Genomic DNA, 13880 nt, shown 5'->3' with positions numbered 1-13880 from the left:
AATCCTTGTGCCGCCCGGACCGCTGCTCCGCAAGCGCGACCGGCCGGGGCTTGCGTTCCTTTAGGCCGAACGGGTGGCACCCTCGGCCCGGCCGGCACCATCGGCGTGGACCGGCTTGTCCAGAACGAGCGCGATGTAGCGAATGGCGCGCTGAACGGGCACGTGGGCCAGAACGACGCTGGAGAAGGAGAGCCATTGGGTACTGGTCAGATCCTTCAGAGGGGGCAGCAGCCGGCCCAGGAGCCGACGCCCGGCGGGTGTGAGGGCCAGTCCGGCGGCAAGGACGCCGACGGTCATGAAACGTCGGGTGACGGGGCGTGTCCAGTCATGGACACGGCACGGACGGTATCCGACGTCGATGGCATGACGGACGTAGCGGGCGAGCGGTTCGAACTCCTCGACGGCCCAGGTGTCACGTACGACACGGCCGGGGTCGGCCGCATCGATCTCAGCCGGGTCATCGGTGGCCCAGGCGAAGTCGACGAGGACGAGCCGGCCACCGGGCTTGAGAAGACGGTAGACCTCCTCCAGGAAGGCGCGGCGGCCGGCAGCACCGAAGTGAAACGCGGCCTCCAGACAGTGCACCTTGTCGAACGAAGCGTCGCCGAAAGGCGGAGCAGAACCCAGAGCGGTGGCGTCGGCCTGGAGGAAACGAGTGCGGCCGTGGTCACCGTGGCGTTCGACGGCCTGTGCCACGTGGGGCGGATAGAGGTCGATGCCGGTGGCGAAGGCGCCCCGCTCGGCGATGCGGCGCGTGGTGAACCCGGTGCCGCAGGCGACGTCGAGAACCTGCTCGCCCGGCTGGATCCGCACCAGGCTGAGAGAGCGGTCGACGAGGTCCTCCTGGAAGGACGACATGCCTCCGGTGAGGCGCAGCAGCCCGAGGGGAGTGAAGTAGCCGAGGTTGAGCAGGTCTCCCCAGCCGAGGGACTGCAATACAGGAAAGAGCGGGTTCTTGTCGGTCCCGTAGGTACGAGCGAGATTGCGGGGCGTGTTCATGGAGGGCTCTCATCGAGGGTGAGAACGCGATCACTTCATGGTGATCAGAGCTAACGGCCCGAGCTGCGGGGAACAAGCAGAGATGGCGTGAACCGACGACGGTCCGACACGCCCCCGGCCATCGGTATCCGGAGTCCGGGCCGAGCGGAGCTCCATCCATGGTAACCACGGCATCACCACAGCGCGCAGCCTCGGCTGATCCATAGGATCTGCGGAGCTCAGGCGCACGTGAGGTCAAGGAGGCGCAGTCACAAGCGGGCCATCAGCGCGGCGAGGGCGGCACGGGAGGAGACATCGGTCTTGCGGTACACCCGGGAGAGGTGCGTCTCGACGGTGCGCGGACTGAGGTAGAGCCTGCTGGCGATCGCCTGGTTCGTGAGGCCCTCGACGACCAATCCGGCGACCTCCCGTTCACGTGCCGTCAGTGATACCAGCCGTTGCGGGGTGCCGGAACACGGCGGAGGTGCGGGCGGCCCCGGTATCGCCGCCAGAGCGGCCAGCAGGTGTGCGCCCCCGGCGGTAGCCAGCCGGTGGCCCCTCCGGCGCGCCACCTCACCCCGTGCCGCGAACCCGGCAAGCGTCAGGGCCGGCGCGGCGAGCAGCAGCGATCGCGCCTCCCAGTAGACCGCGCCGGACCGCGCGCACTCCTCGGCTGCCTCGGAGAGCAGGGCCGCCGCCGTGACGGGGTCGCCACCGTGCAGCGAGAGCTGGGCCGCGCTCCGCATGGCGGAGGCACGCTGCAGAGGCAGGCCGAGTCGGTCGGCCTCCTTGCGCGCCCGCTCGGCCCAGGCGGACGCGGAACCGATGTCCCCCGTGAACATGGCTGCGGTGACGAGAAGTTCCAGAAACAGTGGGCGCATGGAGGGCTGCAGGCCCTGCAGGTCGTCGCCGCCCGCCCGGAGCAGGGCTTCCCGGGCGCGGTACGGGTCGCCGCCGGTGAGCGCAGCGTATCCGAGCATGCACCAGGCCATGGATGCCCGCCAGTTGTCGCTCGGCCCCATGCAGGCGACTGCCTCCTCGGCGCAGGCCAGGGCCTCCGGGGCGCCGGGCGCAGATGCCGCCACCAGAACCTGGGCCTTGTTGGCCAGGACGAATGCGAGCAGTTCGCTGCTGCCGATGCCCCGTGCGATGTCCTCCGCCTCGTCGACCAGTTGCCGTGCCGACGGCAGTCGGCAGGTCTGGATACGGACGTGCGCCTTGCACAACAGCAGGAGCGGCAGGAGGTAGACCTGCCCGCTGCGCCTGGCGACTTCGAGGCCCCGGTCGGCGTGGCGCTCGGCGTCGGTGAAGCGGCCCAGGAACGCCTCCGCCCAGCCGAGTCTGGCAAGCGGCTCGCACAGCGCCGTCAGGTCGTCGTCGGTCAGGCCGTCCATCAGCTCTGCCGCTTGCCCTGCGAACCCGGCCGCCGGGACCGTGCCGCCTTCATAGGCTTCACCGAAGGCGGCGAGTGCCAGCGCGCCCGCCTCACCCGGTTCGTCCTTGAGGGAGCGGGCGGCGGAGAGGGTGCGGGCCATCTCGTCCCGCACCTGCGGATAAGGGGTGTTGTGCGGCGCGGACGAGCCCAGTTCGAGTCCGATCGACACCCTGCCGACCGGCGAGGGCCCCGACGTCCGGCTCAGCTCCCGGCGCAGGAGGGCGATCGCCTCGGGATATCTTCCGAGGTGGCGCTCCACCAGGGCGCAGAGCAGGACGGCCGCCGTCCTGACGTCGGCCTCGTCCGGACCAGATGTACTGATCACCTGGTGCAGCAGTTCCCGGCTCTCCCGCAGACCGCCGGCGACACCGAGCGCCCGCGCGCGCCTCAGCATCAGCCGACGCCGCTCGGAGGCGTGTGCGGCGGTGTCCGGAAGGAGCCGGAGCACGATCCCCAGCCAGTGTGCGCAGCTCGCCGGAGCCGTCGACTCGGTCTGCTCGGCGGCTTGCCCCAGTACGGTGACCGCCTGGGGATCCCAGGCGGTCACCGAGCGTTCGATGTGCTGCGCCTGCTCGACGGCCGGGGCGCCGGCCCGAGCCAGCTCGACGGCGGCCGTGCGATGGATGTCGACGCGCCGCCACGCGGCGGTGGACTCGTACACCAGGGTCCGGAGTACCGGGTGACGCAGCAGCAACCGGCCGTACGGGTCTGCGCGGACGAGGTCGCGCCGGGCCAGGGTGTCCAGATCACCGTCGAGCTCGGCGTCGGTGCGGCGGGCCGTTGCACCGATCACGGGAGGTGTGGCGTGGTCGCCGAGCACGGCGACCGCCTCCAGGGTCCGGCGCTGCGACGGGGTGAGCGGCGTCAGCTCGTTCAGCAGCAGCGATCCGAGGCCGACCGGCAGTCCGTCGGAACCGTCACCGGTCGAGGCCGAGGAGGGAGCACCGCGTAGCGCGGCGCCCTCGCGGTGGGCGTGCAGGAGGGAGAGGAAGTACAGGGGGTTGCCCTCGCTGGCGGTGTAGAGCTGCGCCGCCCGGACCGGTGGCAGGTCGGGGGCGAGCCCTTCGACACATTCCTGTTCCGCGAGCGGCGCCAGACCGATCCGGATCACCGTGGCGGTGTCGAGTCCGCGGGTGAGCGCCACAGTGAGCGCCGGCGGAGTCTGCCGGTCGCGACGTGCGACGACGAGGACGACCGGGCCGGACACCGGGTGCCGGGCGAGATGGTCCAGGAGCTCCAGCGATGCCGGGTCCGCCCAGTGCATGTCGTCCAGCGCCACCACCAGACCCGCCGTGCCGAGCTGTGCCAACATGCGTGCCGCCGACCGGTGGAGAGCAAAGCGGTCGACCGCAGGTGTGCCCGTCACGGGGGACGGGCCTGTGGCCCGGCCGGTGCGAATCGGGGACAGCACGTCCAGCAGCTCGGACGCGACGCTCGGAGTGCGGTCGTCCGCATCGGCGAAGGCATCGGCGAACGGCTGGAAGGGGAGGTGTTGTTCGTATTCGGTGGCCCGGCCTCGCAGCACCGTCAACCCACGCTTCCGGGCGCGCAGGCAGAACTCTCCCACCAGCCGGCTCTTCCCGATTCCCGCCGCGCCGGTGAGGTCGATGATCGCCGGGCTCCCCCGGCCCAAGCGATCGAGCACGGCATCGAACCGAGCGATTTCCGCCGTGCGGCCGACGAGTGGGCTTCCGCCGGCGCGGTCGGCCGCGGCACGGGGCACTGCTCCGGCCTGTGTGATCCCTCTGGCGAACTCCACGGCATTGTCTACCACGTCCAGCAGCCGGCCGAGGGAGCGCGGCCCGGCGCCGCTCCGGCAACGGCCGCCCGCCGCATTCGCGTTGGCCGGGTCCGCAGGGCGGCAGAGAGCCTCGTCCGGCCCGACAGCCCTCTACGTAGGGATGTACGTGGTTCCACCGACGCCGCCGGGAGCGATTCCTGAAAGCATCGCCCCCAGGTCGCAGCGCAACCACTCCGACAGGGTTCTCGGGATGCGCCTACCGCTTGCTGCTCACCGCTTGCCGCTCACCGCTTGCCCGTCGAAGAAAAGGTGCTCTTCGTGTCACACCGCGTCCAGGTTCCTCACGTCCTCGCAGTAGTCCTGGCGCTGTTCCTCACCGCCTGCGGGTCCGCGCAGGACAAGGCGCCGGAGGCCAGGAACCCGACAGCTGCCGACCGCGCTGCCGGCGGCTCCGGTCCGGGTGCATGTCCCGACAAGCACGCGGCGACCGTGGACGACGACAAATTCGGGGGGACGGCGGACATCGACCTCTGTGCGCTTCCCGACGTACAGCAAACGGCCGTCGGCGCGGCCTGGATCAAGGTCTACGACCGCCCCGCCGGCGCACCCCTCAACATCATGCCGGTCTCCTGCACCGGTGAGTCCGCCGACAGCTGCACGGAGACCAAGGTCAGCGGCGCCGACCTCTGCAATCAGGCCAAGCCGGGCTGCCATCCGCAGCGTGGCGAGCAGGTGCCCGTGGTGTGCTCCGCCAAGGACCCGCTGGCCCCCACCACACAGTGGTACGGGGTGCTCCTCAACAGCAAGCGCCTCCTGGCCATGGGGACGGGGCACGACCGCAGTTTCACCAAGGACTTCACCGACAAGGGAGACATCTCCGTCGGCTACGTGGACGCCGGCGGCCTCGACAAGGTGTCGGGCCGGCTCCCCGCCTGTGACGGCTCCATGCTTCACGGCTCAGGAGCCCGCACCCTCGCGCAGATGCAGGGGCTGTCCCTCGGCTGATCTCCCGGCACACCACGGCCCGCGCATGTCATGCGCGCGATTCCAGCTTCGACCGAGGGGACGTCAGTGCGAAAGAGAGTGGCCGATCCGGGGCTCGGTGAAATTCGCGGAGACTACGCCGTCATCAACCCGGCGACCGGCGCCATGATGCAGGTGCTGAGGGGATTCCTGCTGCTCCTCTGGATCGCCATGCTCGTCACCACGGTCGTCAACCCGTCCGCGGTCGGCGCCAACGCCGTTGGCACGTCGGCCGTGGTGGCTGCGGTGTACGCCCTCAAGTTCGGATGGCGCCGGCTGACCGCCCGGCTGGGTGTGAACAGGTGCTACCTGTGCGCGGACGGCGTGGCGGTCACGAACCGGTTCGGCCGGATACGCGACTGCGTGGCGTGGAGGGAGGTGACCGGGGTGCAGCAGATGGCAGTGGTGAGCCTCGTCATGGGCTGCCACCGCATCGAAATCCACAGGAGCCGTTCCGCCGCGCCCCTCTGGTTCGTGGCGCCGGGAGCCAAGTCCGCCCTGGTCGAGGCTCTGCTCGACGAGGGCAGGCGCAGCGGCGCCCTCCAGTGATCGCATGCGGCGAGCGGTGCCGGGGCCGTGAGCCGCGCTCTCGAAAAGTGGGAGATTCCCGATTCGGCCAGTGAGCATCTGTTTCGCGCCGGTTGGGGTGGATCCGGGTGTCGGGTCGGCGAGGTGAAGGCCGACCGCACGGTCACGGTCACCGGAGACCTCACCACCCTCGGCATGCTGCGCGTTCAAGGCGAGTCGCGCCTGCAGGGGAAGGTGAACGCCGGCGCGCATCTGTCGGTCCGTAACGCCGACACCTGGATCATGCACACGAATGACGGGAAGGTGGCGGTCAACGGCGACCTGAGCGTCCACGGAGCATTCCGCTCCGATTCCTGATCAGGTTGCCCGGCAGGCTGCGCGACGGGCGGTCGAGTGCTGCGTCACCCGCCGTCCGTCACGCAGGAAGGGCCGGGTCGGGCCGAGGAGGCCACCGCGGGTGGGCCACGGAGGTCGCGCGGCGTTGGTCAGCCGAGCGGGACGGTGGTGGCCGCGCGGGTTCCCGGGGCGGTTGGATCTGCTTCACGGGCTGGTGTTGCCGGGAGCCGTGTTGTTGGGGGGCCGGGTACCGCTGCAGAGCCCGCCGGGGGCGGTGTACGTCTGGGCGACGAAGTGGCTGTCGTTGACCATGGAGGGGCTGTCCACGGCCACGTTGAGGATGCCGCTGCCCTTGTTCGTGACGAGCTGTCCGACGATGCGGCGCATGGCGACGGTCGCGCCGAACACCGTCGTGGCGACGGCACCACGACCGCTCCCGCACCGCCGGCGACCGCCCTGCCGCCGGGCAGCCAGATCACCCGCGTGTCGGTGACCCCCACCGGCAAGTCCGGCTTCGCGTCCTGACCCGCCACTGCCCCGCTCCGCCTCCTGAAGGCAAGCCCGTGCGCGACGCCGGACACGGCCGTCGCGCACGGAACGGCTGGAGGAACGGCCTCGGCCTTCTATGGCAGCGTCTGGCGCGCCACGCGGTAGCGGAGGTGGACGAACTTCGAGCTGAAGGTGCGGGTCTCGACGAGTTCGAGATCCACCCGGCGCTCGTTGCGGGGGAAGAACGGGATGCCGCCGCCGACCAGTACCGGGTGGACCACGGCCTGGTACTCGTCGATCAGGTCCGACGCGGCCGCCTCGGCGGCGAGGGTCGCGCCGCCGATCGCGATGTCGCCCTCCCCGGGCTCGGCCCGCAACCGCTCGATCTCCTCCGCCAGCCCGCCGGAGGCCAGTCGGGCATTGCCCTGCACCGTCGACAGCGTGGTGGAGAAAACCACCTTCGGGAGCGGCTTCCAGAGCGCGGTCCATTCCAGCTCGGGGTCGCCGAGCGAGGGATCCTGGTCGGCGGTCTCCCAGTACAGCATCGTCTCGTAGAGCCGTCGTCCCATCAGGTGGACGCCGACCCCTCGGATCTCGTCGATCCAGAAGCGGAAGACCTCCTGGTCGGGCTCCGTCCAGTCGAAGCCGCCGTCCGGCCCGACGATGTAGCCGTCAAGGGAGACGCCCATCGAGTAGGTCACGTTGCGCATCAGAAGTCCTCCTCGGGAACGGGATTCGACCTTACGGCCGCCGGACGTCGCAGGACTCGTCACGGCTCGCAGGACGGACTCGGATCTCCCCGCCCCGGGCGAAGATCATCACGAAGGACATCGATCCTTCGGACACACCTGGGCCGCATCGTTCGGATCAGCGAGCCAGGCCGGATTCCATTTCGCTGCCGCGTCGGCGTCGGATGCTGAGGACCGGCCACGTGCTGTGAGATCCGGCCATTCTGGATCCCGGCGGCTACGGCGGGCGTGTTGCCGGTAACCGGCTCGTCCCAGGGGCGTTGGGCTGGTGTATCCCTCTGGCGGGGCGGGCCGAGGCGCACGGATGTCCGTACCTCGGCGGTTCGCGCCCTCGCGGCCACCCCGCCCGGCGGCCTGATCACCGTTCTCGCCCTCGCGCACCGGCTGACGCAGGCCGCCCATTACCTGAGCGCCGCTCACGCAGATCCCCAGGAGTTGATCCATGTCCACGCAGCCGCAGTCCGGTCACGGCAATCCGCACCAGCCGGCCGGGTACCAGCCCCCGCCGAAGCAGGGCATGAGCACGGGCCTCAAGGTGGCGCTCGGCTGCGGTATCCCCACGGTCCTCGGTCTGATCCTGGTCGGCGGCTGTGGGCTGCTGTTCACCAAGGCCGCCAGCGATGCAGGCAAGGAGCTCGACAAGAACCACGATTCCGCGGCCGTTGCTCCTGGGGGCGCCGCCGAGGGCGGTGGCAGCTCGAAGGCCGACGAGCCGGACATCACCAAGGACGTGAAGGTCACGTCCTGCAAGGTGAAGGCCGGCGAGTACGGAATCAAGGAACTCGACCTCAAGATCGAATACATCAACAGCGGTGACCGTCGGTTCAATTACCTCGCCGAGGGCGAGGTCACCGTCAACGGCGAGAAGAAGAGCGACATCCTGTCCACCGGCCAGAACCTCGCACCCGGCCAGAAGTACACGGACGACAACGCCGGGGCCCTGGCGTACGACGTGGCCAAGTCCGCGAAGTCCGGGGACAAGATCGAGTGCAAGCTGATCAAGGTCTCCCGCAACTCCTACTGAGGGACTCCCCCTCAGCAGCGCCCGGAAGCTCACGGCGGGGAGGTCAGCGTGCTGTGGTGGAAGCCGAGCCGAGGGTCGTGCCACCGGGGGAGGCCGTCGACGTACTGCTGCAGCTGTGGCATGCGCACCCGCTGCCGGACCGTGTTGGCGGGGTAGTCGTAGACGGTGATGGTGTTGAGCCCCCGGTTGGCGGTGAACAGCAGGGTCTGGTCGGCGGAGAGCTGGCACGCGTACACCGAATCGAGCAGGGTTCCGCGAGAGATCCGCAGGGCGGCGAGGAAGTGCCTGCTGCTCGCGGCCGGCGAGCCGCGCGTGAAGGCGTCGGTCACCTGGTGGAGTGATTGCCGTCCGGCGAGGAGCTGCTCGGTCAGGCCGGGGCGTTCGTCGATGATCCGGTGGGTGGCGAAGTCGTCCAGGTCGATCATGACGATGGTGCCGCTGCCGCCGTTGCAGTAGATCAGCTCACGATCGGAGACGCAGACGTCCGAGTTGATGTGCGCCGGGGTCTCCCGCGGGGCCGTCCAGTGGCGCAGGACCTGCCCGTGCTCGGCGTCGATCTCGAAGACGTACTCCTTGAGGTAGGCCATGGCCCATTCGTGCCAGTCGTGTCCTTCCTGGGGCAGGACGCGGAAGGAGAGGGCGTAGAACCGGTCCTCGCGGGGGTGGACGGCCACGTGCCAGCAGGTGGCGGGTAGGCCGATGCGGCGGACGGTGCCGGTGTGCAGGTCGTGGATGCCGACCTCGCGGGCCTCGCCGCGGCCGGGGTGGTCCATGCCGCCGTAGACGAGGTACCGGCCCGAGGCCGTGGTCTTCATGGCGTGGGGAAGCTTCAGGCCGTGCGGTCCGAGGCGCTCGGGAGCGTCGAGCCTGTCGATGTCGAACCGCCACAGGTGCTCGCCGATCGCGCCGACGACCTCCCGGTTTCCCAGCCAGGCGAGGTGCGTCGTGCCCTTGATGGACGAGTCGGTGGGTTCGATCCGCAGGGTGGACAGGCGGGCGGCCTCGTCGAGGGTGGCGGTGTCGTAGAAGAGCAGGTGCTGGCCGGTGTTGCCGAGGAATCCGAGAGCGTGGTCCGGGCTGACGCTGACGGCGTGGCCGCCGGCGATGCCGTCGTAGTAGTCGATCTTGTATGCGTACCGGCCGGTGGCCGGGTCGTAGCGGAAGATGCACACTCCCGCCCGGCCCTCGAGTCCGTTGAGGCCATTGCCGTCGAGGGCGATGTGGAAGGCGTACGGATACTCGTGCGGCGGGCTGGCGGGCTGCGTCAAAGGGGCTGCCTCTCGGGCCTGAAGTGGCGGAATCCGGAACTGTCGGTGCACTCGGGCCGCGTCGGCTTCCACAGGGCCGGCCAGGCCAACCCGGCCAACCCGGCCAACAGGGGGAACGGATCGGCCACGCGGGCGACCGTGTCCCGGAGGGAGGAGGCGGTACCGGCCGTCTCCTCGACCGGCTCGGCGCCGCCCCGCCCGCGTGCCGCGATGGTGCGCAGGGTGGTGTGGAAGGACTTGCGGTAGGCGTCCTCCACCAGAGCGCGCCGGACCGCGGGCCACAGCACGGGGGTGATCGCCCGCCACAACGGGGGGAGGGCGAATTGCTGATGGACGCTGATGGTCACTCCGGTGCCGCCGTCTGGGGTCCGGGCGAAGGACACCGAGCCGTCGTCCTGGAGCGCGGAGGCGTTCGCACTGTGGACCTGCCGCCAACGCAGCACCTGCTCGTCCGGGCCGTAGTCGACGGTCTCCAGCTTGCAGACGTCGAGTACATCGGCGCCGGACAGCGCGAGGTAGGCGGGCTGGGCCCGGTTGACGCTGCGCTCGAGCTGCCGGATCGGCCTTCCGGTCCCGTCGCGCGCCAGGACCTCCGTACGACCCGCAAGGTAGCCGCTGGTCAGGCCGATCACCCGGCTGATGTCCACGCGCGCGGTGAACTCGTCGAACGGCATGCTCACTTCCGCCTCACAACGGAAGAGAACGGCTTCGTCCAGGTAGCGCCACCGCATCCCGTCGGCGTCCGGAGGGACGGCCGCGAGCAGCCGGTCCAGCGGTTCCAGATGACGGGCCACCGCTTCGAACTCCGCCGCGCCGAAGGCCAGTACATCGGTTGCATCGACGCCGAGCGGTGTTGACTCCGTGCCGGTCGCGATGTCATTCGGGCGTATCCGAAGGGTGGTGGCCAGCTCTGTCGCCAGTTCCGCCGTCCGGTCGACGGCGGTCAGCACCCTTCGCAGTGCCTCTTCGGCCAGGGGGATGTCGGGCATGGTCCCGCCCTACCCGGCGCCGCGATCTCCCACACCGGCCGTCCCCGTCAGGGGTGAAGCCGGCCGGTCGCGCATACGGACCCGGTCGGCCCCAGGCTGGTTCCGGACCGGCCGATCAGTGCGGGCGGGAGTAGGACAGTCCGCCAATCGGTTGATGTGTGGCGGGTCGCGGACTTGTCCGCAGGGTTTGCTGGGACGATCCCGCCCATGGCATCAAGGACAGGCTCTGTCGAGAGTTCGGCACCAGCGAGGGTCGTCCTGCTGACCCTCGCGTCCGGTCAGTTCCTGATGGCCCTCGACAGCTCGGTCATGAACGTCTCGATCGCGACGGTTGCCGAGGACGTGGGCACGACCGTGACGGGTATCCAAGGCGCGATCACCGCCTACACCCTCGTGATGGCGATGTTCATGATTCCCGGCGGCAAGGTCGGGGCGCTGATCGGCCGCAAACGCGCGTTCCTCATCGGCTGCTGCATCTACGGGGCCGGCTCCCTCACCACGGCGCTCGCACCGAACCTGTCGGTGCTCCTGCTCGGCTGGGCGCTCCTCGAAGGCATCGGGGCGGCGCTCATCCTGCCCGCGATCGTGGCACTGGTGGCCGGAAACTTCGTCGCGGAACGCCGTCCCGCCGCCTACGGACTCGTCGCGGCGGCAGGGGCCGTGGCGATCGCGGTCGGGCCGCTCATCGGGGGTGTCGCGACGACGTACTTCTCCTGGCGGTGGGTGTTCGCAGGTGAGGTGCTGGTGGTGCTCGGCATCCTGGTGCTGGCCCGCCGCATCGCCGACGCCCCGGTCGGCGAACGCGAGCGCATCGATCTCGTCGGCGTCGTGCTGTCCGCGCTCGGGCTCGGGCTCTTCGTCTACGGGGTGCTCCGCTCGGACGAATGGGGCTGGTTCCAGCCGAAGCCCGACACGCCGTCGTGGCTCGGGATCTCGCTGGTCATGTGGCTGATGCTGGCAGGTCTGCTGCTGATCTGGCTCTTCCTGCGCTGGGAGGCACGCCTCGTGGAGCGGCGCAGGGAGCCGCTCATCGACCCGGCGCTGCTGCAGAACAGGCAGCTCACCGGCGGGCTGACCATGTTCTTCTTCCAGTACCTGGTGCAGATGGGCGTGTTCTTCGTCGTACCGCTCTACCTGTCGGTCGCCCTCGGCCTGTCCGCACTGCAGACCGGTGCCCGCCTCCTGCCGCTGTCGGTGACACTGCTGGCGGCCGCGGTCCTGATCCCCCGCCTGCTCCCGGACGTCTCGCCGCGGCGCGTGGTACGGCTCGGGGTCCTCGCCCTGCTCGCAGGCGCGGTCATCCTGATGGCCGCGCTCGATGCGGACGCCGGTGCGGAAATCGTCACCGTCCCCCTGCTGCTGATCGGTCTCGGCATGGGCGCACTGGCCTCCCAGCTCGGGTCGGTCACCGTGTCCGCGGTACCGGAGGAACAGAGCGCAGAGGTCGGCGGCGTCCAGAACGCCGTCACCAACCTCGGCGCCTCGATCGGTACGGCACTTGCCGGAGCGGTCATGATCGCCGCGCTCGCCAGTTCCTTTCTGAGCAGCGTCGAGCAGAATCCGGCGATCCCCGACAGCGTCAAGAGTCAGGCGACCGTCAAGCTCCAAAGCGGCGCGCCGTTCCTGTCGGACGCGCAGCTCAAGACGGCCCTCGACGAAGCAGGCACCAGCAGCGAGGTGACGCAAGCCGCGCTGGACGCGAACGCCGCGGCACGACTCGACGGCCTCCAGGCGGCCCTCGCCATCCTCGCCTTCGCCGCCATCCTCGCGATGTTCTTCACCCACCGCATCCCGACGACCCAGCCCCGCTCGGCAGAGCCATAGGGGGCGAGTACCCACAGCAGGGCCCGGCCGGTGAGCGGCGTGGTGGCGATGAGGGAGAGGCGGACCTCCGGAGCAGGCCGTACGGGTGCAGGGCCCTGTGGCGCCGGACCCGCCCGCGCCGTAGTGCCGTCGAGTCTGCCGACGGCGGAACCGCGCTTGCGCCGTCCGGCCGGCGCTCAGGGGCGGACGGCGCCCCCGAGCAGGGTGAGCGCGGTCTCGCGCAGACGGGCGTCGGTGTCGGCCGTGCGGCGGCCGGTGATGCCCGAGCGGAACAGGGCGGACCCCTCCATCAGCATGACGAACACCTCGGCCCTGTGCCGTGCTTCGGCGGCGCTCAGGTCCGGCGCCCGGTCCTGGACGAACCCGGCCACGTGCGTGACGTACTGGCCGTAGAAGGCGCGGACCGCCGCGGCCGCTTCCTCGTCGTGCGCGGCCAGCGCCCACACCTCGGTGAACAGCAGTACCAGGCGCGGGTCGTCGTGGTCGGAGAGGATGCCGTCGAGCAGGGCTTCGAGGTCGGTGCCGTTCGTGTGCGCCGCGGTGAGGGCGGTGACCCGCTCCAAGGACGAGGCGAGGACGCGGTCGAGGAGCGCCGACAGGAGGGCGGCACGGGTCGGGAAGTAGTACTGGAGGTGGCCCAGCCGGACTCCGGCCTCCTCGGCGACCGCCCGCAGGGTCAGTTCGGACCCTCCGAAGGAGGTGAGGACACGCTCGGCCGCGTCGAGTAGGGCCGTGCGCCGCTGCCGGCCCTTGGGGGTCGGTTCGGCCGCGGCGCTCATGCGGCGGCCCGCGTTCCGGCCCGGCCGCGGCCCGCGCCGAAGGCGTCGTCCTCGTCGAAGGAGAGGCCGACACCGTGCGAGCCGAGGAGCTCGACCGCACGGGCGGGATCCGGATGCTGCTCGGGGAAGACCACGCCCCGGGGAGCGGGGGAGCCGTCGGTGCCGAGGACGCGGTGCAGGCCCACGACGGCCCCGACCGCCGTCAGGTGGTGCTGGCCGTGCGGGTCGGTGACGGTCGCGGTGCGCGTGCGCCCGCGATGGGTGACGTCCACGCGCAGCCGGGCCGTTCCGCCGTCGCCCGGCGAATGCAGCAGGGCCCGGCGCGCAGGGGCCCAGCGTTCCCCGTCGGCCCAGCGGAAGAATCCCGTGCTCCGCAGCGCGAGGAGCGCCCGGGTCGCGGCGGGGGAGCTGAACCCGATGCGGGTGGCCGCGGTGGTGGTGCCGAGGGTCAGCGGCAGGGTGAACTGTTCCGGGGTGTCGATGCGCGCGACGCGTACGGGTGTTCCGTCGATGCGTACCGTACGGGACTCCGTCATCGGGGAGGCGAGCCGGCGCCTCCCGCCGTCCACCACCTCGAACGCCACGCCCAGCCGGTCCATGAACTCGACGGAATCCGCCCCGGCCCGGTCGGCCATGTCCCAGCGGACGGCGATCTCGACCTGCTCGGCGCCGCCCAGCTCCTCGGCCAGGGCGGCCGCCACCAGGCTGCTGACGCCG

The 13880-nt window shown here is 70.6% G+C and carries 12 protein-coding genes and 1 pseudogene; 5 read left to right on the top strand and 8 right to left on the bottom strand.

Going from position 1 to position 13880, the window contains the following annotated elements; all coding sequences use genetic code 11:
* Window positions 1–60: 60 nt before the first annotated feature.
* Both ACWGE1_RS24355 and ACWGE1_RS24350 read right to left on the bottom strand, forming a co-directional pair.
* A complete protein-coding gene (locus tag ACWGE1_RS24355; protein ID WP_453422601.1) occupies window positions 61–999 on the bottom strand; it encodes a class I SAM-dependent methyltransferase in 939 nt (312 codons plus the stop codon).
* A 248-nt stretch (window positions 1000–1247) separates the two neighbouring features.
* Window positions 1248–4136: an AAA family ATPase gene (locus tag ACWGE1_RS24350; RefSeq protein ID WP_453422606.1), complete on the bottom strand. Its 2889-nt coding sequence runs from the start codon at window positions 4134–4136 to the stop codon at window positions 1248–1250.
* Between the two features lie 336 nt (window positions 4137–4472).
* Here ACWGE1_RS24350 and ACWGE1_RS24345 point away from each other — a divergent pair, with 336 nt between their 5' ends.
* From ACWGE1_RS24345 to ACWGE1_RS24335, 3 genes are all read left to right on the top strand, one after another.
* Window positions 4473–5159 carry a hypothetical protein gene (locus tag ACWGE1_RS24345; RefSeq protein ID WP_453422600.1) on the top strand — a complete coding sequence of 229 codons (687 nt, stop codon included), beginning with the start codon at window positions 4473–4475 and terminating at the stop codon, window positions 5157–5159.
* Window positions 5160–5225: 66 nt separating this feature from the next.
* Entirely contained in the window at window positions 5226–5726 is a 501-nt protein-coding gene (locus tag ACWGE1_RS24340; protein ID WP_453422599.1) for a hypothetical protein, read from the top strand.
* A 27-nt stretch (window positions 5727–5753) separates the two neighbouring features.
* On the top strand, window positions 5754–6062 hold the full coding sequence (locus tag ACWGE1_RS24335; RefSeq protein ID WP_453422598.1) for a hypothetical protein: 309 nt from the start codon (window positions 5754–5756) through the stop codon (window positions 6060–6062).
* 183 nt (window positions 6063–6245) lie between these two features.
* Here the strand turns inward: ACWGE1_RS24335 and ACWGE1_RS24330 are convergent, their stop codons facing one another.
* Both ACWGE1_RS24330 and ACWGE1_RS24325 read right to left on the bottom strand, forming a co-directional pair.
* Entirely contained in the window at window positions 6246–6449 is a 204-nt protein-coding gene (locus ACWGE1_RS24330) for a hypothetical protein (protein ID WP_453422597.1), read from the bottom strand.
* Window positions 6450–6664: 215 nt separating this feature from the next.
* On the bottom strand, window positions 6665–7240 hold the full coding sequence (locus ACWGE1_RS24325; RefSeq protein ID WP_453422596.1) for a dihydrofolate reductase family protein: 576 nt from the start codon (window positions 7238–7240) through the stop codon (window positions 6665–6667).
* 481 nt (window positions 7241–7721) lie between these two features.
* Here ACWGE1_RS24325 and ACWGE1_RS24320 point away from each other — a divergent pair, with 481 nt between their 5' ends.
* The gene (locus ACWGE1_RS24320; protein ID WP_453422595.1) at window positions 7722–8303 is read left to right on the top strand and encodes a DUF4190 domain-containing protein; all 582 of its coding nucleotides are present in this window, start codon (window positions 7722–7724) and stop codon (window positions 8301–8303) included.
* 29 nt (window positions 8304–8332) lie between these two features.
* On the opposite strand, the gene ACWGE1_RS24315 is transcribed toward ACWGE1_RS24320, so the two are convergent.
* Both ACWGE1_RS24315 and ACWGE1_RS24310 read right to left on the bottom strand, forming a co-directional pair.
* Entirely contained in the window at window positions 8333–9571 is a 1239-nt protein-coding gene (locus ACWGE1_RS24315) for a hypothetical protein (protein WP_453422594.1), read from the bottom strand.
* Window positions 9568–10560 carry a hypothetical protein gene (locus tag ACWGE1_RS24310; RefSeq protein WP_453422593.1) on the bottom strand — a complete coding sequence of 331 codons (993 nt, stop codon included), beginning with the start codon at window positions 10558–10560 and terminating at the stop codon, window positions 9568–9570. Before ACWGE1_RS24310 ends, ACWGE1_RS24315 begins: the two co-directional genes overlap by 4 nt.
* Before the next feature lie 207 nt (window positions 10561–10767).
* On the opposite strand from ACWGE1_RS24310, the gene ACWGE1_RS24305 reads away from it, so the two are divergent.
* Window positions 10768–12384: an MFS transporter gene (locus ACWGE1_RS24305; protein ID WP_453422592.1), complete on the top strand. Its 1617-nt coding sequence runs from the start codon at window positions 10768–10770 to the stop codon at window positions 12382–12384.
* A 176-nt stretch (window positions 12385–12560) separates the two neighbouring features.
* On the opposite strand, the gene ACWGE1_RS24300 is transcribed toward ACWGE1_RS24305, so the two are convergent.
* Together ACWGE1_RS24300 and ACWGE1_RS24295 are read right to left on the bottom strand one after the other, a co-directional pair.
* Window positions 12561–13163, bottom strand: a complete 603-nt coding sequence (locus ACWGE1_RS24300) for a TetR/AcrR family transcriptional regulator (protein WP_453422591.1) — start codon at window positions 13161–13163, stop codon at window positions 12561–12563.
* Window positions 13160–13880 (bottom strand): annotated as a pseudogene (locus ACWGE1_RS24295) (saccharopine dehydrogenase); the annotation flags it as partial. The gene ACWGE1_RS24300 and the pseudogene ACWGE1_RS24295, both read right to left, overlap by 4 nt.

It is taken from the genome of Streptomyces sp. NPDC054932 (genome assembly GCF_053610205.1).
Note: the sequence above shows the minus strand (reverse complement) of the source record. Positions and strands in the feature narration are given on the sequence as shown.